At 71.0% G+C, this 23353-nt stretch carries 18 protein-coding genes and 1 pseudogene; 10 read left to right on the forward strand and 9 right to left on the reverse strand.

Translation table 11 applies throughout. The features are described from left to right. Window positions 1-16: 16 nt before the first annotated feature. Both R2B38_RS11775 and R2B38_RS11780 read left to right on the forward strand, forming a co-directional pair. A complete protein-coding gene (locus tag R2B38_RS11775; RefSeq protein ID WP_318016186.1) occupies window positions 17-535 on the forward strand; it encodes a hypothetical protein in 519 nt (172 codons plus the stop codon). A 113-nt stretch (window positions 536-648) separates the two neighbouring features. Further along, window positions 649-1266: a class F sortase gene (locus R2B38_RS11780; RefSeq protein WP_318016187.1), complete on the forward strand. Its 618-nt coding sequence runs from the start codon at window positions 649-651 to the stop codon at window positions 1264-1266. 83 nt (window positions 1267-1349) lie between these two features. On the opposite strand, the gene R2B38_RS11785 is transcribed toward R2B38_RS11780, so the two are convergent. The 4 genes from R2B38_RS11785 to R2B38_RS11800 all read right to left on the reverse strand — a co-directional run bounded on the left by R2B38_RS11785 (window position 1350) and on the right by R2B38_RS11800 (window position 5697). Then, entirely contained in the window at window positions 1350-2867 is a 1518-nt protein-coding gene (locus R2B38_RS11785; protein ID WP_318016188.1) for a hypothetical protein, read from the reverse strand. Window positions 2868-3187: 320 nt separating this feature from the next. Further along, window positions 3188-3835: a response regulator transcription factor gene (locus tag R2B38_RS11790; protein ID WP_318016189.1), complete on the reverse strand. Its 648-nt coding sequence runs from the start codon at window positions 3833-3835 to the stop codon at window positions 3188-3190. Between the two features lie 20 nt (window positions 3836-3855). Continuing rightward, window positions 3856-5172 carry a sensor histidine kinase gene (locus R2B38_RS11795; RefSeq protein WP_318016190.1) on the reverse strand — a complete coding sequence of 439 codons (1317 nt, stop codon included), beginning with the start codon at window positions 5170-5172 and terminating at the stop codon, window positions 3856-3858. A 9-nt stretch (window positions 5173-5181) separates the two neighbouring features. Continuing rightward, complete coding sequence (locus R2B38_RS11800) at window positions 5182-5697, reverse strand: hypothetical protein (protein ID WP_318016191.1); 516 nt, start codon at window positions 5695-5697, stop codon at window positions 5182-5184. Between the two features lie 286 nt (window positions 5698-5983). Here R2B38_RS11800 and nirB point away from each other — a divergent pair, with 286 nt between their 5' ends. Both nirB and nirD read left to right on the forward strand, forming a co-directional pair. Then, window positions 5984-8608, forward strand: a complete 2625-nt coding sequence (gene nirB, locus R2B38_RS11805) for a nitrite reductase large subunit NirB (protein WP_318016192.1) — start codon at window positions 5984-5986, stop codon at window positions 8606-8608. Then, window positions 8605-8973 carry a nitrite reductase small subunit NirD gene (gene nirD / locus R2B38_RS11810; protein ID WP_318016193.1) on the forward strand — a complete coding sequence of 123 codons (369 nt, stop codon included), beginning with the start codon at window positions 8605-8607 and terminating at the stop codon, window positions 8971-8973. Before nirB ends, nirD begins: the two co-directional genes overlap by 4 nt. Before the next feature lie 48 nt (window positions 8974-9021). Here nirD and R2B38_RS11815 read toward each other — a convergent pair whose 3' ends face one another. After that, window positions 9022-10338, reverse strand: coding sequence for an MFS transporter (locus R2B38_RS11815; RefSeq protein ID WP_318016194.1), 1317 nt, complete (start codon window positions 10336-10338; stop codon window positions 9022-9024). Between the two features lie 67 nt (window positions 10339-10405). After that, window positions 10406-11809: a M20 family metallopeptidase gene (locus tag R2B38_RS11820; RefSeq protein WP_318016195.1), complete on the reverse strand. Its 1404-nt coding sequence runs from the start codon at window positions 11807-11809 to the stop codon at window positions 10406-10408. A gap of 153 nt (window positions 11810-11962) precedes the next feature. On the opposite strand from R2B38_RS11820, the gene R2B38_RS11825 reads away from it, so the two are divergent. From R2B38_RS11825 to R2B38_RS11840, 4 genes are all read left to right on the forward strand, one after another. Further along, entirely contained in the window at window positions 11963-12892 is a 930-nt protein-coding gene (locus R2B38_RS11825; protein WP_318016196.1) for a LysR family transcriptional regulator, read from the forward strand. Between the two features lie 130 nt (window positions 12893-13022). Next, window positions 13023-14162 (forward strand): LLM class flavin-dependent oxidoreductase, encoded by a 1140-nt coding sequence (locus R2B38_RS11830; RefSeq protein WP_318016197.1) that lies wholly within the window; start codon window positions 13023-13025, stop codon window positions 14160-14162. A 70-nt stretch (window positions 14163-14232) separates the two neighbouring features. Beyond that, window positions 14233-14817: a TetR/AcrR family transcriptional regulator gene (locus R2B38_RS11835; protein WP_318016198.1), complete on the forward strand. Its 585-nt coding sequence runs from the start codon at window positions 14233-14235 to the stop codon at window positions 14815-14817. A 70-nt stretch (window positions 14818-14887) separates the two neighbouring features. Then, on the forward strand, window positions 14888-15667 hold the full coding sequence (locus R2B38_RS11840; RefSeq protein WP_318016199.1) for a glucose 1-dehydrogenase: 780 nt from the start codon (window positions 14888-14890) through the stop codon (window positions 15665-15667). A 34-nt stretch (window positions 15668-15701) separates the two neighbouring features. Here R2B38_RS11840 and R2B38_RS11845 read toward each other — a convergent pair. Continuing rightward, window positions 15702-16629, reverse strand: a pseudogene (locus R2B38_RS11845) (oxidoreductase). 173 nt (window positions 16630-16802) lie between these two features. Here R2B38_RS11845 and R2B38_RS11850 point away from each other — a divergent pair. Continuing rightward, window positions 16803-17279: an excalibur calcium-binding domain-containing protein gene (locus R2B38_RS11850; protein ID WP_318016200.1), complete on the forward strand. Its 477-nt coding sequence runs from the start codon at window positions 16803-16805 to the stop codon at window positions 17277-17279. A 138-nt stretch (window positions 17280-17417) separates the two neighbouring features. On the opposite strand, the gene ppdK is transcribed toward R2B38_RS11850, so the two are convergent. Together ppdK and R2B38_RS11860 are read right to left on the reverse strand one after the other, a co-directional pair. Then, window positions 17418-20138 carry a pyruvate, phosphate dikinase gene (gene ppdK, locus R2B38_RS11855; RefSeq protein ID WP_318016201.1) on the reverse strand — a complete coding sequence of 907 codons (2721 nt, stop codon included), beginning with the start codon at window positions 20136-20138 and terminating at the stop codon, window positions 17418-17420. 441 nt (window positions 20139-20579) lie between these two features. Further along, window positions 20580-21782, reverse strand: coding sequence for an ROK family protein (locus R2B38_RS11860; RefSeq protein WP_318016202.1), 1203 nt, complete (start codon window positions 21780-21782; stop codon window positions 20580-20582). 120 nt (window positions 21783-21902) lie between these two features. Between R2B38_RS11860 and R2B38_RS11865 the strand changes: the two genes are divergently transcribed. After that, entirely contained in the window at window positions 21903-23324 is a 1422-nt protein-coding gene (locus tag R2B38_RS11865) for an MGH1-like glycoside hydrolase domain-containing protein (RefSeq protein ID WP_318016203.1), read from the forward strand. Window positions 23325-23353 lie beyond the last annotated feature (29 nt).

The following is a 23353-nucleotide window of genomic DNA, read 5'->3' on the forward strand; positions in this document are numbered from 1 at the left end:
GCTCGGAGGAGCACCGATGCGTCGTACCGCCCGTCTGCTGACCGGCACCGCGCTCGCCGTGGCCGCCGCGGGTCTCGCGACCGCGCCGGCCTACGGCGGCGAGAGGGGCAGTCTGGAGGTGTTCCCGTCGAACGCCGTGCCGGGCGGCGACGTCACGGTGAACACGGCGGCGTGCGGCGACGACGGTACGGCCGCCGGTGATGCCAGCGCGGTGGGCGCCGGCACGTTCACGCTGGCGCCGAGCGCGCACGAGGGCGACGCCATCGGGCAGTTCAAGGTGCCGCCGAGTGCGCAGCCGGGGACGTACGAGATCGTCGCGAAGTGCACGGACGGCCGCGAGGTCAGCGGCGATCTGATGGTGACACTGGCCTCGATGCGGCAGCAGGTGCAGCCGCGGGGCAGTGTGAAGACGGGGGTCGGTGGCGCCTTGGGCCCCGACCCCGTGCAGACCGCGGCCGGCGTGGCGGCTCTCGCCGTCGCCGCCGCGGGCGGTACCTGGCTCCTGCATCGCCGGGCGAGAGGCGACAGGTTCTGACGGACACCCTCCGCTGTCCGTCCGCCGGTACCGCACGTCCCGTCCCCCTCCGGGTCCGACGCCCCTCGTGGCTCGGAGGGGGCGCGGGGCCAGTTACTGGAGAGGGGTGCGCAATGCGTCTCGGCAACACCGCGATAGGGGCCGTCACCGTGGTCGCGCTGTGCACCGGCGCGTGGCTGTTGACCAGTGGTTCCGATACGAACGCTCCGCCGCAGCCGTCCGCCGCCGAGGGCCGGCCCGACCCGGTCGCCGGGCGCACCGCGGCCCGCGCGCTGCCGCCGTCGCCGCCGGACCGCATCCGTATCCCGGCCATCCATGTGGACGCCCCGCTGATGGGCCTCAAACTGACGAGCGCCGGCAGCCTGGACGTGCCCCCGGCCGCGAAGAAGAACCTCGCCGGCTGGTACGAGGCCGGGACCACCCCCGGTGAGACCGGCACGGCGGTCGTCGCGGGCCACGTCGACAACGCCGACGGGCCTGCCGTCTTCTACGACCTCGGTGCCCTGAAGAAGGGCAACACGATCGAGTTGGACCGGTTGGACGGGAGCGTCGCGCTGTTCACGGTGGACGCGGTCGAGGTGTACCAGGCGAGCCGGTTTCCGGATCAGAAGGTGTACGGGGCCGCGCGGCGGCCCGAGTTGAGGGTGATCACGTGTGGGGGCGGGTATTCGCGGGCGACGGGGTATCAGGGGAATGTCGTCGTGTTCGCGCACCTGAGTGGGAGTCGGTAGGGGCTTCGGGGGAAGGGCCGTGTGTCGTCTGCGGGTCCGCTGTGGCTGGTCGCGCCCACGCGGCGGAGCCGCGGGTGGAACTCTCACTGCGGGCACACCAGATCGGACAGCACGGCAAGCGGCAGGGACGGGTTGGCTGCTGCTGCCTCCACTACCTGCCAGTCCGCGTCGGCGAGCAACTCTACGACGACCGGTGGCGGGAGTGATGGATGGCGGGCGGCTACGGGTCTTGCCTGTCTGTCCGCGAGGCAGACGAGCAGGGCCGAGGCCGTTGCTCCGCGATGCCGGGCCACCTCACGGAACACCTTCTGCACCGTCGGACTGTGCCGGACCAGTTCCTCCAGCAGTGCCGGGGGTGCGTCCGGGTTGGTCGCCACCTTGGCCAGAACGCGGACGCCGTGCCGGTCGACCATGGCGCGCAACTGCGCTTCGGTGAGGCCGGGGTGCGGAGCGAGGGCCTTGACCACCTTCGCGTCGGGGTCGTCGGCCAGACGGTCACGTATCCCGGGTGGCAGATTTCGTAGGTGGGCCACGAGCATGCGGGCAGCAGGGTCCGATGACTCGGCCAGTTCTTCCACCTCGGCGGGAGAAGCGGTGGCGATACGGGGCAGAAGGGTGTTGCCGATCTTGGCAGTTCGGGCCAGCCGGGTGAGCACGTCGAGCGGCACGCGGGGATGGTGCGCGAGCCTGCGGCGCACGTCGGGGTCGCGGTCACCGGCCAGCACACGGATCAGGGCATCGTCGATCACGGGATTCTCGGCGAGGTCGGCGCGCACACCGGGAACGGGGTCCGAGGCGAGCCGTGCACACGCCTGCCGGGGCAGGTCCCGGCGGGCGGCGAGCGCCCAGCGCAACAGCATCGACGGATGGTCCACGAAACCGACGACGGCTTCGACGGGGGTGGCGGGGTTACGCAGTGCCGCCTCCCGCATGTCATGGACGGTGGACTCGTGGGAGCCGTCGCAGGAGGCGCCCGGCGGTAGATCGCAGTCGAGCCGTGGGCACTGCCGATCGTGAACGAAGGGGGTCTCCTCGCGGTCACAGACCAGGCAGCGTCGCGCCGCAGGCAGCCCTTCTCCGGTCAGCAACGCCGCCAGTACGGCGGGGGGTGTCGCCTCGTTGCCCGCCACCGCGCGGCGTACCTCGGCGTGCGGATGCGCGGCGAGGCTCGCGGCCACGTCCGGGGTGGTCCACAACGCGAGTTCGGCGACGACACGTACGTCCGGGTCCGCCGCGAGCGTGTCCACCACGTCGGACGGGAGGCCGGGGGAGGCGGCCAGCTTCTCCCGGCGCTCACGGCCCGGGTCCGCCGCGAGGAGACGCGCCCACTCCGGGCGGCCGACACCGTGGTCGAGCAGGGCGAGGGCGGCATCCGGCCAGACAGAGGGATCGACGTCGGCGGCGGTCAGCCGACCCTCGTGCGCGAGCCGCACCGCGCTCGCGTCGACGCGCTCGGCCAACGCGACCGCCTGTGCGCGGCTGAGGTCCGCACGACAGGCGAGGTCCATGGCGATGTCGTCGTCCGCGATGGATATCAGCCGGTCGACCAGCTCGGACGACAGGGCTGGATTGGCGGCGAGCCCGCACAGGATGTGATGCACAGAGGCATCCTGCCCGGAGTGTGAATGATGAGTTCGGGATTTTCTGATGGTCTGCGGGAGCTGGCCGCTCCGTTGTCGCCGTCGTTCAACTCCCGTCCACAGGGCGGCGGGACCGCTCCGTGTGACGAGCGGGCTGTGGCGTCGGATCCACCGGGCGGTCCTGGACGAACTCGACGCGCGGGGCGAGTTGGACCGGGCCGAACCCGGTCGATCGCACGACGGTGAGCGCTAGGACCAGGAACGTGCCGTGCCGGGGTGCCCGCGAGGACGGGGACGCGGAGGACTCCGACCGTTGAGCGGGTGGTGAGCTTCGGCCGGCCTCAGCGGGCCGTTTCCAGGTAGCGGAGTACCGCGAGTACCCGGCGGTTTCCCGTCTCCGAGGGCGGCAGGTCGAGCTTCGCGAAGATGTTGGCCACGTGTTTCTCCACGGCTCGTTCCGAGACCGTGAACGCGGTGGCGATCGCGTGGTTCGTACGGCCCTCCGCCATCAGGGCGAGGACCTCCCGCTCGCGCGGGGTGAGGGTGTCGAGGGCGGTGGATCGGCGTGCGGCGCCGAAGAGTTGGGCGACCACCTCGGGGTCGAGTGCGGTGCCGCCGGCCGCGACGCGTTCCAGCGCTCCGACGAACTCCCCGATGTCCACGACCCGTTCCTTGAGGAGGTACCCGAACCCGGCCGGGTTTCCGAGGAGTTGGGCCGCGTGGGTCGTCTCGACGTACTGGGAGAAGAGCAGGACGCCTGTTGCGGGGTGCCGGTCGCGTAGGCGTACGGCCGCGCGTACGCCCTCGTCCGTCTGGGTGGGCGGGAGGCGGATGTCCACGACGGCGACGTCGGGCGCGTGGGCCGCGACGGCGGTCAGCAGGGACTCAGCGTCGCCCACCGCTGCGGCCACCTCCACGTCCCGGAGCTGGAGCAACTGGACCAGGCCGTCGCGCAGGAGGGCCGAGTCCTCGGCGATGACGACGCGCATGCCGCTCCGATCGGGTCCGCTCAAGTGGGGCACGTGTGGGGCAGTTCGACCGTGACCACCGTAGGGCCTCCGGGCGGGCTGTCGCAGGTCAGTGTGCCGTCGACCGTGCGGACGCGGGCCAGCAGGCCGGTCAGGCCGGAGCCCGCGCCGATCAGCGCGCCGCCCTGTCCGTCGTCGGTGACGAGGAGGCGGAGGAGGCCGTCGCGGGCGGTGACGTCGACGGTGGCCGCTGTGGCGTGGGCGTGTTTCGTGGCGTTGGCGAGGAGTTCGGCGGCGCAGAAGTAGGCGATGGTCTCGACGGCCGGGGTGGGGCGGGTGCCGATGTCGGTGGTGAGGGTGACGGGGAGGGCGCTGTCGGCGGCGAGGGTGGTGAGGGCGGCGTGCAGTCCCTCGTCGAGTACGGGCGGATGGATGCCCTTGACCAGGTGGCGCAGGTCGGTGATGGCCTGGGTGGCGTTGCCCTGCGCGGTGTCCACGACCGTGAGGACGCGGTCGGGTTCGGCGCCTGCGGTGACCAGTTCGCGGATCAGGGTGAGGTGCATGGCGAGGGCGACGAGGCGGGCCTGGGTGCCGTCGTGCAGGTCTCGTTCGATACGGCGAAGGGTCTGCGCGGCGTCGTCGACGGCTCGGGCGCGGGTCTCCTCCAGGGTGCGGATACGGCGGGTCGCGGCGTCGGGGCCGAGCAGCACGAACAGCAGGGCGCGGTGCGGGCCGAGGGCGTAGCGGAGGAGGAGCGGGGCGACTGCCAGCAACAGCAGACCGGCCGCGAGCGGGATCAACCAGCGTGGCCAGGAGTCGAGTTGGTGGCCGAAGAACTCCAGTGACACGTGGCGGTCCGTGGAGCCGTCGGTGCCGTGAACCGTGTTGTAGTTCCAGCGCTTGAACAGCGGGTGGAGGGTGAGCAGGACGCCGTAGACGTATCCGATGACGACGGCGGCGTACGCGAAGACGGCTGTGAACGGCGTCAGCAGCGCGCAGCCGACGGCGCGCCAGCCGGACCGGTCGAGCAGCACTCCGCGCCGCCACCCCAGGATCCCGCTGCCGCCCGGCGCTCCCGGCTCCTCGATGTCCAGGCCGAGCATCCGTCGGGCGAGCCCCCGTTGCAGCGCGCCCAGCGCCAGCGCGCCGCGCACGGTCGCCGCCAGCAGCCACAGGCCGAGCGTGGTCACCGACAGCGCCCCGCCGAACACCAGCCCGACGAGCGTGAGGAAGAAGCCGACGAGGGCGAGCGGGAAGGCGAGCACGCCGTAGAGGACGGCGGCCAGGGCGGGGCGTCCGAAGGTGGCGGTGGCGAGGGAGCGGAGGCGGGACCGGAGACGGGAGCGGAGGCTCGGCATGGGATCAACCTAGGAGAGGAGCGCCCTGGCGACACGGACCTGCACGGCGGTCAGGCCGCGCACCACCCACGGCATCAGGAGGAGGAAGCCGATGCCGCCGATCACCGCGTGGAAGGCCCAGGCTCCGGCGAAGGTCGGACCGCCCCAGGCGCTGGAGTAGTCGTCGCCCGCACGGAGCGGCCAGCCGAGGTTCATGGGGACGATCGCCCAGCCGTAGAGCGTGATGAACGCGGTGATCAGGTTGAGCGGGGTGGCGAGGAGGGCGTGGGGCAGGCCGCCGGCGCGCGCTGTGCCCGAGATCTCCGTGTCCAGGAAGCGGCGGACCAGCCCGCGCTGCCAGCGCGCCGTGGGGGCGCCGAGGAGGGCGAGCGGGATGCAGGCCAGGCCCAGCGGGAGGGCAAGGAGGGCGTAGGCGGTGCGGCGCCAGGTGGTGGCGGTGAACGGTGCGCGGACGAGGTTCCAGGCGTGGACGGAGGTCGGGTCCGGGGCGGGCGGTCGGGTGGGCAGATCGCGGGTGGTGGTCATGGTGCATCCCCCTGCACATGAGTCGGTGACGTGGAGTCGGTGTACGGGTGTCGGCGCAGCCCGTGTGAACTGCTGTGAACCGATGTCTCCAGCTTTCCGCCGCCGCCCGGCGCACACGATGGTGCCTGCACGGGACCCGGGGGTTCGGTTAACCGAACCTCACGCTCCTCCCCCGGCGCGCGCGCCGAACCCTCACACCCCCCGCGCGCTCCCGCTGAGGGCAAGGTTCCTCGCGGGAAACAGGTGGGATGCGGTCGGGTAACACCGGCGTCGCAGGCTCCTGGGCATGACCTCGAATCCGCGTGTGGTGTCCACCGTGCCCACCATCGTGCTCGTCGGCCACGGCATGGTCGGTCAGCGCTTCCTCGAAGCGCTCGCCGAGCGCGGCCTGACGGCGACGCACCGCGTGGTCGTGCTGTGCGAGGAACCGCGTCCGGCCTACGACCGCGTCCAGCTCACCTCGTACTTCTCGGGCCGCACACCCGAGGAACTCTCGCTCACGGACGCGGAGTTCATCGCGGACCACGGGATCGAGCTGTACATCGGCGACCCGGCGGAGACGATCGACCGGTCGGCGAGGACCGTAACCGCCCGCTCCGGCCTGGCAGTTGAGTACGACACGCTCGTCCTCGCCACCGGCTCGTATCCGTTCGTGCCGCCGGTCCCGGGCAAGGATGCCGAGGGCTGTTTCGTCTACCGCACGATCGAGGACCTGCTCGCGATCGAGGAGTACGCCGGGTCGCGGGCGACCACGGGTGCCGTGGTGGGGGGTGGGCTGCTCGGGCTGGAAGCCGCCGGTGCGCTCAAGGGACTCGGACTGGCCACGCACATCGTGGAGTTCGCGCCGCGGCTGATGCCGGTGCAGGTCGACGCGGGCGGTGGCGCGGCCCTGCTGCGCACCATCGAGGACATGGGACTGACGGTCCACACGGGGACCGGTACCCAGGAGATCGTGGCGGACGCCTCGGGTGCCGTCACCGGCATGAAGCTGTCGGACGGTTCCCAACTCGCCACGGACATGGTGGTGTTCAGCGCCGGTGTCCGCCCCCGCGACCAACTCGCCCGCGACTGTGGCCTGTCGGTCGGTGAGCGCGGCGGCATCACGGTCGACGAGCAGTGCCGTACGGTCACCGACCCGCACGTGTTCGCGATCGGCGAGTGCGCGCTGGCGGCGGACGGCCGGGTGTACGGGTTGGTGGCGCCCGGTTACGAGCAGGCGGAGACCGCCGCCGCAACCATCGCTCAGGACGAATCCGCCTTCACCGGCGCCGACTTGTCGACCAAGCTGAAGCTGCTCGGCGTGGACGTGGCGTCCTTCGGCGACGCGCACGGCGCGACCGCGGACTGCCTCGACGTCGTCTACTCCGACGCGCGGGCGGGGACGTACAAGAAGCTGGTCATCGGCCGGGGCGGCGAGCTGCTGGGCGGCATCCTGGTCGGTGACGCGGACGCGTACGGCACGCTGCGCGCGTTCACCGGGTCCGTACCGCCGGTCTCCCCCGAGCAGTTGGTGCTGCCCGCCGGTTCCGGGGGCGCCGTCCAGCTCGGTCCGTCCGCGCTGCCCGACGCGGCCGTCATCTGCTCCTGCCACAACGTCAGCAAGGGCGCGATCCGCGGCGCGGTGACGGACCACTCCTGCGCGAGCGTGCCGGAGGTGAAGAAGTGCACCAAGGCCGGTACGGGCTGCGGGAGTTGCGTCAAGGTGCTCGGCCACCTGGTCACCGCCGAGCTGGAGGCGAACGGCGTCGAGGTCGACAAGGGCCTGTGCGGCTGCTTCGCGCAGACCCGCGAGGAGTTGTACGAGATCGCCCTCGCCCTGCGGATCAACTCCTACCAGGATCTGCTGGATCGCTACGGCCGTGACGGCGCCCGGGGCGGCGACGGCTGCGAGATCTGCAAGCCGACAGTCGCCTCGATCATCGCGTCCCTCGCCCCGACGATCGGCGCGAGCGGCTATGTCCTGGACGGCGAACAGGCGGCGCTCCAGGACAGCAACGACCACTTCCTCGCCAACTTGCAGAAGAACGGCTCCTATTCGGTCGTGCCGCGCGTCCCCGGCGGCGAGATCACCCCCGAGAAGCTCATCGTGATCGGCGAGGTGGCCCGCGACTTCGGCCTCTACACGAAGATCACCGGCGGCCAGCGCATCGACCTGTTCGGCGCGCGGGTGGAGCAACTCCCGCTGATCTGGGCCCGGTTGGTGGACGCCGGCTTCGAGTCCGGCCACGCGTACGGAAAGGCCCTGCGGACCGTCAAGTCCTGTGTGGGGCAGACCTGGTGCCGTTACGGCGTCCAGGACTCGGTCCGGATGGCGATCGACCTGGAGCTGCGTTACCGGGGTCTGCGGTCGCCGCACAAGCTCAAGTCGGCCGTCTCCGGCTGCGCCCGCGAGTGCGCCGAGGCCCAGTCGAAGGACTTCGGGATCATCGCCACCGCCACCGGCTGGAACCTGTACGTCGGAGGCAACGGCGGCTCGACCCCGCGTCACGCGGACCTCCTCGCGAAGGACCTCTCCGATGCCGAACTGGTGCGCCTGATCGACCGGTTCCTGATGTTCTACATCCGTACGGCCGACCGGCTGGAGCGTACGAGCGTGTGGCTGGAGCGGATTCCGGGCGGCCTGGACCACGTACGGGATGTGGTCGTGGCGGACTCGCTCGGTATCTGCGGGGAGCTGGAGTCGCTGATGGCCGCGCATGTCGCCGGGTACCGCGACGAGTGGGCCACGACCATCAACGACCCCGAGAAACTGGCCCGGTTCGTGTCCTTCGTGAACGCGCCCGACACCCCGGACCCGGTCGTCGGCTTCGTCCCCGAGCGTGACCAGATCAAGCCCGACCTGCCGCTGCTGACCATCGGCATGCGGCCCCAGCAGCCCGCAGACGTCCTGGAAGGAAGCGCCCAGCGATGACCCTGGCTCCCGAGACGACCGACCTGAAGGTCCAACTCCGGCTGACGGAAGGCTGGTTCACGGTCTGCGACCTCAACCGGCTCACCCCCGGCCGCGGAGTGGCCGCCCTACTTCCCGACGGCTCCCAGGTCGCCCTCTTCCGCGACCGCTCCGGCACCCTCTACGGCATCGACAACCGCGATCCGTTCAGCGGCGCGGCGGTGCTCTCCCGAGGGCTTACCGGCACGCACCAGGGCCGCCCGTTCGTCGCGTCGCCGCTGCTCAAGCAGCGGTTCGACCTGATCTCCGGGGAGTGTCTGGACGACGCCTCGGTGCGGGTGGCGGCGTACGAGGTGCGGGCAAGCCCGGTGACACGCGAGCCGTGATGCCCCTTCGGCGCGAGGCGCACCACGGCTCCCTCCCCTCTTTTTCCCTCAGCGGATCCGGTGCGTGCGCAGCGCGGTCGTCAGCGCCGCGGCGCTCAACACGGCCGTAACCAGCAGGTAGTAGCCCGGTGCCACCGGCGAGCCGGTCGCCTCGATCAGGGCCGCGGCGATCGTCGGGGTGAAGCCGCCGAAGAGCGCGACCGTCGTGTTGTAGCTGAAGGACAGGCCCGTCGCGCGGGACCGGGCCGGGAAGACGTCGGCCATCACCGACGGCAGCGTGCCGAAGTACACCGCCTTGAGCAGGGCGAGGACCGTGGTGCACAGCGCGAACGTGAGGAAGGACGGCGAGGCGTTGAGCCACAGGAAGAGCGGGACGACGCTCACGCCGATCAGCACCGCGGTCGGGATCATGAAACGCAGCCTGCCGTGGCGGTCGCCCAGCAGCCCCACGAGCGGGGTGACGAAGGTCAGGACGGCCCCGGCGATGAACAGCGCGGTGAACGACAGCGAGGCGTCCAGGCCCAGTTGACCGATGCCGTACGTCGGCAGGTACTGGAGCATGAAGTTCAGCGCGGTCGAGACGATCAGCGCACCGCCGGCGATCAGCAGCCCGCCCCAGTGGTCGCGGAAGACCGACACGATCGGGGAGGGCTTCGGGGCGGCCGACTCCAACTGCGGTGCCAGCGCCGGGGATTCGTCCATGTAGCGCCGTACGAAATAGCCCACCGGTCCGATCAACAGCCCGAACGCGAACGGCACGCGCCACCCCCACGACGTCATCTGCGCATCCGACAGCACAGCCGTGAGCACCGCCGCGAAGCCGGCCGCCATGAGGGTCGACAGCCCCTGACTGGCGAACTGGAAGCTGCCCAGGAAGCTCTTGCGCCGCTCGTCCTGCTCGACCAGGAACGACGTCGCCGCCCCGAACTCGCCCCCGGCGGCGAACCCTTGGATCAGCCGCGCGAGCACGATCCCCAGGGTCGACGCGATACCGAGGGTCGAGTACCCGGGCATCACCGCGAGCAGCAGCGTGCCGAGCACCATGAGCCGGATCGACAACACCAGTGCTTTCTTACGGCCGTTGCGGTCCGCGTACGCGCCGAGCAGCAGCCCACCGAGCGGCCGGATCAGATACGTCACGCCGAACACGGCGTAGGCCTGCACCAGTTGGACGCCGGGGTTGCCGCCGGGGAAGAACGTGCGGCCGATGTAGGAAGCCATCAGCGCGTACAGGGCGAGGTCGAAGAATTCGAGCGCGTTGCCGATGCTGGCCACCGCGATGGCACGGCGTGCGGTGGGACGGCTCGGCGCCCGGGTGTCGTCGGGGTGGGCGGACTGGATGGGCTGGGGGGACGGAGCGGTCATCGGGGGTCCTTCCGGCGGGTGTTGGGGAGGGGTGTGCCGGACGGGGCGCGGGTGCCGAGACTGGGGACTATCGGGGTTGCACGGGGAGCGGCCGGTCCGCCGACGGACGGCCGAGCGCGTGGAAGAGGCCGGCCGCCAGGACGAGGCCCTCGCGGGCGATCGGCGCCAACAGGTGTTCGTCGGGGGCGTGTTGGAGGCAGCCGGGGTAGGAGTGGGGCAGCCAGAGGGTCGGCAGGCCGAGGACGTCGGTGAAGACGGCGTTGGGCAGGGAGCCGCCGATGTTGGGCAGCACGGCGATCGGGCCGCCGGTGACCTCTTCGAGCGTGGTCTTGGTCCAGCGCACCCACGGGTCGTCGAGCGGGGTGCGGCTCGCGGCGAAGCTGCCGAGCGCCCGGACCTCGACCATCGGGTACCCGTGCTCGGCCAGGTGCCGGGCGACCGCCTCGGCGGCCTTGTCGGCGTCGGTGCCCACGACGTAACGGAGTTGGAGGACCGCGCGGGCGCTGCCCGGGATCGCGTTGACCGGCCGGTCGGCGTCGGCGGCGCCGAGGGCGAGGACTTCGAGGGTGTTCCAGGCGTAGAGCCGTTCGGCGGCGGACAGTTCGGGCTCGCCCCAGCCCGCGTCCGGCACCGGGTCACCGGGCGAGGCGGCGACCGTGACACCGGCGAGTGCCTCGCGGACCTCCTGCGGGATCGGGGGCGGCAGCAACTCCGGTACGCGGATACGGCCGTGGCCGTCGACCAGGGTCGCGACGGCACCGGCCAGGGTGGTCGCGGGGTTGCGCAGCAGGCCGCCCCAGTTGCCGGAGTGGTAGGCGTCCGGCCGTAGATCGGCGGTGAGTTGGAGGCCGAGGCCGCCGCGCGCACCGAGGAACAGGGTCGGGGTCGTGGCGTCCAGGCGGGGTCCGTCCGAGGCGACGAGCACGTCCGCCTTCAGCAACTCCCGGTGCGTGGCGGCGAATTCGGCGAGACCGGGCGAGCCGATCTCCTCGCCGGACTCCAGTAGGAAGGTCAGGTTGAAGCCCAACGAGCCCTGGTCGGCGAGGAGTAGGCGCAGCGCGGCCAGTTTGACCAGGTGCTGGCCCTTGTTGTCGGCGGAGCCGCGCCCGTACCAGCGGTCGCCCTCGGCGGTCAGCGTCCATGGGTCTCGGCCCTCGCTCCACCGGCCGGCCTGGCCCTCGACGACGTCCGCGTGGCCGTAGACGAGCACGGTCGGGAGGTCGGGGGACTCGACGCGGGTGCCGATCAGGAAGGGGCCGGCCGCCGGATCGGGGTTGTCGTAGCGGGCGACCTCACAGCCGAGGGCGGTCAGGGCGGGGGTCAGGAACTCGTCGAGGTATGCCTCAATGGCAAGGCGGCCCTCCGGACGGGAACTCTCCGTGGCGTACGCGACCATGGTGGCCAGCTCGGTGAAGAAGGCACCCGAGTCGACGAACTCCTCGGCTTTACGGGCCAGTTTCTCAGGGATCACGGGAAGATTTCTCCAGGGAGGGCGGCGGTGGGGCGGGCGGTGCGCTCTCGTCGTTCCAGCAGAGTAGGGCGGAATCGGGCGAGCGACCATTGCCGTTTGCGACGTGGTGCGTTCTACTTTCGGCAACGCAGTCCCTGACCCGGAAGAGGGCTCATGCAACTCCTGCCGGTGAACCTCGCCTACTTCCTGGAGGTCGCCCGCACCGGATCGGTGACCGAGGCGGCGCACGCCCTGAACGTCGCGCCGTCGGCGATCAGCAGGCAGGTCGCCAAGCTGGAGTCCGGGATCGGGGTCCCGCTGTTCGCCCGGCATCCGCGCGGGATGACGCTGACCGAGGCGGGCTCCCGGCTGCTGGCCCACGCCCGCCGCACGGAGACCGAATCGTCCACGCTGGTCGAGGAGTTGCGGACCGGGCGGGGTGCGGAGGCGCGCAGTGTCGCGGTCGCCTGTTCGGAGGGGTTCGCGCGCCGGCTGGTGCCGCGGGCGATCGCCGGCTTCCGGCGCGAACACCCCGACGTGGCCTTCCGCGTGGACGTGGTCGCCCGCCAGGAGGCGACCCGCCGCGTGGTCGAGGGGCTCGCCGACGTCGCCGTCACCTACACGATGGGCCCGCAGCACGATGTCCGCGTCGAATGCGCGGTCGTGGTCCCGGTGACGGCGATCGTGCCGCTGGGCCACGCACTCGACGGACGCGACCGCATCAGCCTCGCCGACCTGTGCGCGTACCCGCTCGCGCTGGCCTCGCCCGGCACCAGCCAGCGTGAACTCTTCGACATCGGGGCGCAGTTGGAGGGGATCACGGTCCGTCCGGCGCTGGTCTGCGACAGCCTCGCTCCGCAGTACGAGTTCGTGCGGGCGGGCGGTGGTCTCGCCCTGGTCGGAGACCTCGGCGATCTGGGCGATCTCGGCGACACAGATCAGAGCGCCGCGACCGAGGGCGTGGCGTACGTCCCCGTCGACCACCCGGTGTTCCGGCAGCGCGAGGCGCAGGTGCAGACGGCGACGGGGCGGCGGACGTCCTGGTCGGCGACACAGTTCACCGAACTGCTGGTGGCGTCGCTGCGGCGGGACCGCTCCCCCTGAACCACTCCCACCTACACATGAGCCTCACAGCGGAACATCACGGCTGTAACACACTTCCCCGGCAATCTGATCCGGCCGCGTGGGAGCGCTTCCCATCGCAAGTTGGCCGGAGCGAAGGGCAGTTCAGTACGTGAAGCTCGACATGTTCAGCGAGATCCAGGACCCCAGGCCGTGGGCGACCGAGGACCACGAACACCGGCGGATCACGGAGGCGGTCGAACAGGCCGTGCTCGCCGACGAGTTCGGGTACGACTGCTGGTGGCAGGTGGAGCACCACGGCGCGGCGGAGTTCAGCCTCAGCTCGGCGCCGGAGCTGCTGCTGGCGGCGCTGTCGCAGCGCACGTCCCGGATACGGCTCGGCCACGCGGCGGTGTTGGCACCGGCCGAGATCAATCATCCGAGGCGAGTGGCCGAACGGGCCGCCTGGCTGGACCAGTTGAGCGGCGGCCGGGTGGAGCTGGGCCTGACGCGTTCCACGGCGCCGGAGTGGCGCATGTTCGGCGTGGACCCAGCGGGCGCGCGGGCGCAGACCCAGCGGGCGTTCGAGGAGATACCCCGGCTGTGGACGGGCGCCGGCGACCAGCCGCTCGTCCCCGCACCGCTCCAACACCCGCACCCGCCCCTGTGGCAGGCGGCGTCCAGCCCGGCGTCGTTCGAGGAGGCGGGCCGGCGCGGGGTGGGCGTCCTGGGCACGACCCTCTGGGAGCCGCTGACCCGGGTGGCGCGGCTGGTGGAGCTGTACCGGGAGGCCGTAGCCGACTGCGAACAACCCGCCGGAGCGTTCGTCAACGACCAGATCGCGTTCTTCACGTTCGTCCACTGCGCGGAGACCGACGAGGAGGCGCTGCGGTCGGGTGCCGCAGCGGCGGCGGCCTGGTACACGGCCCGGGCGCTGACCTTCTTCGAGGCGGCGGAGGCGTTCGTCGAGACGATGACGATCCAGCAGGGCATCCTCGCCGACCCGGCCGGCGGCGGCCTGACCGGCGCGTTCCTGCGCGACGAGGTCGACACGGCCCCCAACGCGGCCCAACTCGCCATCGGCCGCATCCTCCAGGGCGAGACCGTCCCCGAGGACGAGCTGTTCGAGGCGCTGATGGCGCAGGACTCCCTGATCGTCGGCAGCCCGGACACGTGCCGCAAGAAGCTGCGGGCGTACGCGGACGCGGGCATCGACCGGTTGATGTGCTTCCAGCAGGTGGGGGCGATCCCGCACGAGCGGGTCATGGACAGCATCCGGCGGGTGGGCGAGCTGATCCCCGAGTTCGCGTGACCGGGCCAGCCCCTGTGCGTCGGACGAGCATTCTTGACTGAGCGTTCTCGATAAACCTAGGCTGCTGGACATGGCCAGGACCAAGGAGTTCGACCCCGAGGCCGCGCTGCGGGCAGCCCTGGAGCTGTTCTGGCGGCGCGGCTACGAGGCGACGTCGATGTCCGACCTCGTCGAGCACCTCGGCATCGGGCGGGCCAGCATCTACGCGACCTTCGGCAACAAGCACGAGCTGTATCTGAAGGCTCTGGAGAGCTACGACCGGGCCGGACTCACCCCGATGGTGCGGGAGTTGTCCCAGCCGGGCCCCGCGCTGCCGCCCGTGCGGGCGATCGTGCGGCGGTACGCGGCCGAGGCGGCGAACGAGCAACTCCGGGCGCTGGGCTGCCTGGTGACCAACACGGCGGCCGAACTCGCCCCGCACGACGTGGCCGCGACCCGGCTGGTGGAGCGCAACTGGGACCAGTTGGAGGCGGTGTTGCGTTCGGCGTTGGTACGGGCGCAGGCGCAGGGCGAACTGCCCGCCGACCGCGATCCGCTCGGCCTCGCGCGCATGCTGCTGGTGCTGATGCAGGGGCTGCGGGTGGTCGGCCGGGCATCCGGGGAGCCGGCTCGGGTGCGGGACGCGGCGGAGCAGGCGCTGACGTTGCTCGACTGAGACGCCTCGCTGTTCAGGGCCTTTTCCTATGCCCTCAAATTGAACCGATCGGTCAAGAAAAGGGGAGATCATGACCAGCCGCAACACACCAGCCCGCTTCTCCGGCCGGACCGCGCTCGTCACCGGGGCGGGTTCGGGCATCGGAAGAGCGATCGCCCTCGCGTTCGCGGCGGAGGGGGCGAACGTCGTCGTAGCAGGGCGGCGACGCGAACCGCTGGACGAGACCGTCGCGCTGATCGAGGCCGAGGGCGGGAAGGCCCTCGCGGTAACCGCCGACGTATCGAGGGCAGTTGACGCCCAAGCCCTGGTCCAGGCAGCCGTGGACCGCTACGGCTCGCTCGACGTGGCCGTCAACAACGCGGGGATCTTCCGGGGCGGACGCCCCCTCGCCGACCTCACCGAGGAGGACTGGCGCACACAGCTCGACATCAACGTCACCGGAGTCTTCCTCGCGCTCCAGGCGGAGGTCCGGCAGATGCGGAGCCAGCCGTCCGGCGGCGCGATCGTCAACGTTGCGTCGACCTTCGGCGTGCACACGAGCAGCCCCGGGGCCGCCGCCTACGCCGCGTCCAAGGCCGCCGTAGCCGTCCTGAGCAAGGGCGCCGCCGTCGACCACATCCGCGAGGGCGTCCGCATCAACGTGGTCAGCCCCGGCGCCACGGACACCCCGATGTCCCTGCGCGCGGGCGAGACGGAGGCCGACCGAGCCGAACGCGTACGGGCCACGCTCCCCCTGGGCCGCATCTCCGCCACGTCCGAAGTGGCCGCCGCCGTCCTCTACTTGGCCTCGGACGACGCCGCGTCGGTGGTGGGCACGGACCTGGTGGTGGACAGCGGCGCGACGGCGTAGAGACCGTTGGCCTGAATGCCGGTAACTCAACCACTCACGGCTTGAGTTGGTCGTAGACGACCCCCGTCAGCTCCTCCGAAGCGGCCCAAAGGCGTTGCCCCATCGCGTCGTTGAGGGTCCAGGGTGCCCGCCAGGACGGCGCGGGCGCCCCGCGCCACATCGCGATACGGGGGCCGAAGAACGCATCAGGGCGTACGTCGGGGGGCGGTGGCCGCGTAGAGGGAGGGCAGCGCGCCGGCCTCCGCGGACTGGGCGAAGACGCGGTTGCCGATCTCCATGAACCGCTCGGCGCCCCTGCGCCCCTCCGCCTGCGGACCGGCGGTCTGGAGGTTGGTGGCGGCGTACCCGGGGTGGGCGGCGGCCGCGACCACCCCTGAACCGGCCGCCGCGAGCCGTCGCGCCAGCTCGTGGGTGAAGAGCAGGTTGGCGGTCTTGGACCGGGAGTACGCGGTCCAACGGCTGTACCGGCGCTCGCTGTTGAGGTCGTCGATGTCGATGTTGGCGAGCACGTGCATGAAGCTGGAGAGCGTGACGATCCGGGCGTCGGGAGCGTCGAGCAGCGCCGGCAGCAACAGCCCGGTGAGCGCGAAGTGCCCCAGGTGGTTGACCCCGAACTGCGTCTCGAACCCGTCCACCGTGGTGCCGTACGGCATCGCCATGACCCCGGCGTTGTTGACGAGCAGATCGAGCCGCTCGTAGGGGAAAGTGCCCGCGAACTCCCGCACGGAGGCCAGATCCCCGAGATCCAGCCGCCCGAACTGCGCCTCGGCGCCCGGCACTTCGGCCACGATCCGGTCGGCGGCCTCACTCCCCCGCACCTCGCTCCGGCACGCGAGCACGACCCGGGCACCCTTGCGGGCCAGCTCGCGCGCGGTGACGTAGCCGAGCCCGCTGTTGGCCCCGGTGACGACGGCAACCCGGCCGCGCTGGTCGGGGACGTCCTTCTCGTTCCAGCCGGACATGGGCGGTTCCCTCCGTCGAGACGTGCATCCCGGTGCACGACGAGCGTACGAGAGCCGGACCGGCCCCGCTCCCCGCACACCGAGTGACGTGACCATCACAGGTTGGTCACTCCTCCTTCGCGTATCCCGTCCCGGTATTACGTTCCATGCCACACCAGACACAGGGGGACGAGATGACTCATCCGTACGCGATGCCACCCGTACCACCGGCTCCCCAGCCCGCGCCCCGCTGGGCACGCAAGCGGTATGTGCTCCCGGCCCTCGCGCTGGCCCTCTTCGTCGGCGTCGGTATCGGCGCCTCCGGCCAGGACACGAAGAAGGACACGACGGCCGACGCGAAGCCCGCCGCCGCCAGGCCGCAGCCGACGATGACCGTCACCGCGACGACGACGGAGACGGCCACCCCGGCGCCCGCGCCCACGGTCACCACGACCAGGACCGTCAAGGTCACCAAGACGGTCACCGCCGAGGCCGCCGTGGACAGCGGATCCGGTTCGGGTTCCGGTAGCGGCGACTCCGGCGGAGGGGCCGGCACGTACTACACGAACTGCACGGCAGCCCGCGCCGCCGGCGTCACCCCCCTGTACGCGGGGCAGCCCGGCTACGACTCCCACCTCGACCGGGACGGGGACGGCGTCGCCTGCGAGTGACACCGGACGACAGCGGAGAGGGGCGACACCCCCGCACAGGGTGCCGCCCCTCCCCTCGTGATCCGGAACCGCCGCCCATCGGTTGAGGGTCGGGGACGGGTGGCGGCTCCGGGGTCCAGATGGCCGTAGGCCTACCGGTTACCGGTGATCGCTCCCCTGCCCCGCCGAAGCCGCCCGCCCCGCCTCGAGCCGGGCCACCGGAATGCGGAAGGGGGAACACGACACGTAGTCCAGGCCGACCTCGTGGAAGAAGTGGACCGACTCGGGGTCGCCGCCGTGTTCGCCGCAGACGCCGAGCTTGAGGTCCGGGCGGGTCTCGCGGCCCGCCTTCGCCGCGAGCTGCACCAGCGAGCCGACGCCGTCACGGTCGATCGTCTCGAAGGGGCTGACGCCGAAGATGCCCTTCTCCAGGTAGGCCGTGAAGAAGGAGGCCTCTACGTCGTCCCGGCTGAAGCCCCACACCGTCTGCGTGAGGTCGTTCGTGCCGAAGCTGAAGAACTCCGCCGCCTCCGCGATCTGGCCCGCTGTCAGGGCCGCGCGCGGGAGTTCGATCATCGTGCCGATCGAGAGCTTCAGGGACGTGCCCGTTGCCGCCTCGACCTCCGCGACGACCTGGTCGGCCTCCTCGCGGACGATCTCCAGCTCCTGGACCGTGCCGACGAGCGGGATCATGATCTCGGCGCGCGGGTCGCCCTTGGCCGCCTTGCGTTCGGCGGCGGCCTCCGCGATCGCCCTTACCTGCATCGTGAACAAGCCCGGGATCACCAGGCCCAACCGCACACCCCGCAGCCCCAGCATCGGGTTCTGCTCGTGCAGGCGGTGGACCGCCTGGAGGAGGCGGAGGTCGTTCTCGTGGGACTCCTGGCGGGACTCCGCGAGGGCGACACGGACCGACAACTCCGTGATGTCCGGCAGGAATTCGTGCAGCGGCGGGTCCAACAGCCGGACGGTGACCGGGAGTCCGTCCATCGCCTTGAACAGCTCGACGAAGTCGGCCTTCTGGAGCGGGAGCAGCGCCTTGAGGGACTCCTCGCGCTCAGTGTCCGTGTCGGCCAGGATCAGGCGCTCGACCAGTTCGCGGCGGTCGCCGAGGAACATGTGCTCCGTACGGCACAGGCCGATGCCCTGCGCCCCGAAGCGGCGGGCGCGCAGCGCGTCCTCGGCGTTGTCCGCGTTGGCGCGCACCCTCAACCGCCGTACGCGGTCCGCGTATCCGATGATCCGGTGGACCGCCTCGACCAGCTCGTCGGCGTCGTCGGCACCCGCGTGCATCCGGCCCTCGAAGTACTCCACGACCGGCGAGGGGACGACCGGGACCTCGCCCAAGTACACCTTGCCGCTCGACCCGTCGATCGAGATCACGTCGCCCTCCTCGACGACGTGACCACCCGGCACCGTCATCCGGCGCCGCTTGGTGTCGACCTCAAGCTCTTCCGCGCCGCAGACACACGTCTTGCCCATGCCCCGCGCTACGACGGCCGCGTGGGACGTCTTGCCACCCCTGCTGGTGAGGATGCCCTCCGCCGCGATCATGCCGTCGAGGTCGTCCGGGTTCGTCTCCCGGCGGACCAGGATCACCTTCTCGCCCGAACGCGACCACTTCACCGCCGTGTACGAGTCGAAGACCGCCTTGCCGACCGCCGCACCCGGCGAGGCCGCGATGCCCCGCCCGACCTGCTGGACCTTCGCGTCCTCGTCGAAGCGCGGGAACATCAGCTGCGCCAACTGCGCCCCGGTGACCCGCTGGAGCGCCTCCGCCTCGTCGATCAGCCCCTGGTCGACGAGTTGGGTCGCGATACGGAAGGCCGCACCCGCCGTCCGCTTCCCCACCCGCGTCTGCAGCATCCACAACTGCCCGCGCTCGATGGTGAATTCGATGTCGCAGAGATCCTTGTAGTGGTTCTCCAGGGTCTTCATGATCTGCATGAGCTGGTCGTACGACTTCTTGTCGATCTGCTCAAGTTCCGCGAGGGGGACGGTGTTTCGGATGCCGGCGACGACGTCCTCGCCCTGCGCGTTCTGCAAGTAGTCGCCGTAGACGCCCTGGTGGCCGCTGGCCGGGTCGCGGGTGAAGGCGACGCCCGTGCCCGAGTCGGGGCCGAGGTTGCCGAAGACCATGGAGCAGACGTTGACCGCCGTGCCGAGGTCGTGCGGGATGCGTTCCTGGCGGCGGTAGAGCTTGGCGCGGTCGGTGTTCCAGGAGTCGAAGACCGCGTGGATGGCGAGGTCCATCTGCTCGCGCGGGTCCTGCGGGAAGTCGCGGCCGGCCTCGGTCTTGACGATCCGCTTGAACCGGGTGACCAGCTTCTTCAGGTCGGCCGCGTCCAACTCGGTGTCCACGACGACCTTCTTGACGTCCTTGGCCTTGTCGAGCGCCTCCTCGAAGAGGTCGCCGTCGACGCCGAGGACGGTCTTGCCGAACATCTGGATCAGGCGGCGGTACGAGTCCCACGCGAAGCGCTCGTCGCCGGCCTGCTTCGCCAGGCCCTGCACGGACTTGTCGGAGAGCCCGATGTTCAGGACGGTGTCCATCATGCCGGGCATCGAGAACTTCGCCCCGGAGCGCACCGACACGAGGAGGGGGTCGTCGGCCTGCCCCAGCTTCTTGCCCATCGCCGCTTCGAGGGCGTCGAGGTGTGCACTCACCTCGTCACGCAGTGCCGCCGGCTCCTCGCCACTGTCGAGGTACGTCTTGCACGCCTCGGTGGTGATGGTGAAGCCGGGAGGGACGGGAAGGCCCAGGTTCGTCATCTCGGCGAGGTTGGCACCCTTGCCGCCGAGGAGGTCCTTGAGGTCCTTGTTTCCCTCGGTGAAGTCGTAGACGAACTTCACTACGTGGGGTTCTTTGTTTTCCGACACGGGTCTCGACTCCTCGGGACGCGGGTGGCTGCCCTGACGGCCAGGAACATACCCAGATCGAAGGCGCCTGGGTACGTCCACTTGCATGTCATGCGTCTGTAACCGGCAGTCCGCCAGCGGATCGAAAGTCAAAGCTCGGCAAGCGAACACCGGCGGATGTTTTCACTTCTTGAACGCGGCACGGTCCATCAGCGCACTTTTGCGCTCACATGAGCGGTTCGCGGCTCGCCTGTTTTCGATCGATGAACGATCAAGGGGTGGCACGGAGTGCCACCCCTTGGAGAAGTGCAGCCGCGCAAGATCCGCTCACCTGAGCGCCACCCCTATCAAAGGTGGCGAGAATCACGCTTCCACACCCGACCGGATTTCACCATCCGGACGAGTCTCGGGACGGAAACCCGGACGTCACATGCCCCTGAACCTCACGCACCCGCCACGCCCTCACATGCCCAGCGCGAGCAACCGCTCCTCCACCCGCTCCGGCGCGTACAGATGCTCCACGACCAGCGCCCCCGCCCCCACCAGCCCGGCCCGCTCGCCCAGCCGCGAGGTCAGTACGTGCAGATGAGCGGTGGAGCGCGGCAGCGCCCGCTGATACAGCAGCTCGCGCACGCCCGTGAGGAAGGAGGTGCCGGCCAGGTCCCCCGCGATCATCAGCACCCCGGGGTTGAGCAGCGTCACCACGGTCGCCAGCACGTCGCCGACCTGCCGTCCCGCCTCGCGGGCGAACGCGGCCGCTCCCGGGTGCCCCGACGCCAACAGGTCCCGCACATCCGAGCCGGACGCCGCCGGCACCCCGGTCTCGGCCAGCCGTCGCGCCACGGCGCCACCGCTCGCGACGGCGGCGAGACAGCCGTAGGACCCGCAGCGGCACAGCGCCTGCGCGCCCGCCGGGACGCGGATGTGGCCGATGTCGCCGGCGCCGCCGTCGATCCCCCGGAAGATGGAACCGCCGACGACCACTCCCGCGCCGATACCCGTCGAGACCTTGACCAGGACGAAGGCCGCGCAGTCGGGGTGGCCGGTGCGCTGTTCGCCGTAGGCCATGAGGTTGGCGTCGTTGTCGACCAGGACCGGGACCCGGGGGGCGCCGGTGTGTTCGGTGAAGGCGCGGGCCAGGCGCCCTCTTATGTCGTAACCGTCCCAGCCGGGCATCATCGGCGGCTGGACGACGCGGCCGGTGCCGGTGTCGACCGGGCCGGGGACCGCGAGGCCGATGCCGCACACCTCCGACGCCCGGTGTCCGGCCTTCTCCAGCAACTCGGCGAACCAGCGGCCGAGTTCACCCAGTACGGCGTCCGGGCCGTCCTCGATGACCAGCGTGCCGCCGTGCTCCGCGAGGATCTCGCCGGTGAGCGAGAGGACGCACGCGCGCGCGTGGCGGGTGTCCAGGTCCGCCGCGAGGACTACGGCGTGGGCGTCGTCGAATTCCAGGGTGATCGACGGACGCCCGCCCAGCGGGGAGTCCACCGGGCCGCCCGCGCCCTCGCGCAGCCAGCCCGCGCGGAAGAGCCGGTCCAGGCGCTGGCCGACGGTCGCGCGTGAGAGTCCGGTCACCTGTTGGAGGGCGCCGCGGGTCGTGGCGCGCCCGGTGCGTACCAGTTCGAGCAGATCGCCGGCGCTCGCTTGACCTCGTCCAGTCATGCGCACCCCCTTGTGTTTCTCAACCCTGCATTACATATTGAGTTTTGCGTGTTAAATAGACGTAACCCTACGGTAGCCATGACCGAACCGGTCGGCACGATGTGTTTCGTGGAGTCCCGAGTGGATCGCACTGCCCAGCTCACAGCCCTCCCCGTGGAACGCACCTTCGTATACGATCCGCCACCCTTGTCAGGTTCGCTGCACCTCAGGGCGGCTGCCGTACTGGAAGGGAACTGGACGGGTACCTCAACCGTCCCCTCCCGCGGTCTGTATCCGCACCAGTGGTCCTGGGACTCCGCGTTCATCGCGATCGGTCTACGGCACCTCTCGCCGCTGCGGGCGCAGACGGAGCTGGAGACGCTGCTCGCCGCCCAGTGGGGCGACGGACGTATCCCGCACATCGTCTTCAACCCCTCCGTACCGCTCGACGCGTACTTCCCGAGCCCCGACTTCTGGCGCTCCTCGACCGCGGGACGCGCAGTGGGCGCCCCGCGCACCGTACAGACCTCGGGCATCGTGCAGCCACCGGTCCACGCGCTGGCAGCGTGGCTGGTCCACTGCGCCGACCCGGGCCTCTCCCGCGCGCGTGGTTTCCTCGCCGGTGTCTACCCCCGGCTGGCCGCCTGGCACCGCTATCTGCTGCACCGGCGGGACCTGGGCGGGGGCGGACTCGCGTCCGTCGTACACCCCTGGGAACAGGGTATGGACAACAGCCCTTGCTGGGACGCCCCGTTGGGCCGGATCACGCCGGCCCCGGCCCGCTCCTTCCGCCGCGCCGACCTCGACCACGGAGCGGCCGAGGACCGGCCGACGGACCTGGACTACGGCCGTTACGTGCGCCTCGCGACGGACTACCGGGACGGCGAATACGCCGACGGGGCAAGCGAGTTCGCGGTGGAGGACCCGTCCTTCAACGCGCTGCTCATCGCCTCCGAGCACGCACTGGCCCGTATCGCACGGGAGTTGGGCGCGACGGGCACGGCCCGGCACGCGCGCGCGGAGCGCCTCACCGGGGTGCTGATCGACCGGCTGTGGGACCCGGCGGAGGGCATGTTCTTCTGCCGCGACGTGCGCGGTGAAGAGCTCATCCCCGAGCGCAGCGTCTCCGGCCTGATCCCGCTCCTCCTCCCCGACCTGCCCCGGGACATCACCACGGCCCTCGTCCGTACGGCGTCCGGTCCGCACTTCGGGCTCGGGGACACCACTCAACTCCCGCCCAGCTACGACCTGTTGGGCGAGGCGTTCGATCCGCACCGGTACTGGCGCGGGCCGGCCTGGTTCAACACGAGCTGGCTGCTGGAGCGCGGGCTGCGGCTGCACGGCGAGCGGACACGGGCGGAGGCGCTGCGCACGGCGGTGCTGGAGACCGCCGCCGCCACCGACTTCGCCGAGTACGTCGACCCGTACGACGGTGAGGCGTGCGGCGCGACCGGCTTCAGCTGGACCGCCGCGCTGACCCTCGATCTGCTTCACGAGCCCCCCGGGCACGGCGTGTCCGCCGCGGGTCTCGGCACGTTCGACATGAGTGACACACGTGACTGACGCCGACGTCAGTGACACAGAAGTCAAGG

This window comes from Streptomyces sp. N50, assembly GCF_033335955.1.
GTDB lineage: Bacteria > Actinomycetota > Actinomycetes > Streptomycetales > Streptomycetaceae > Streptomyces.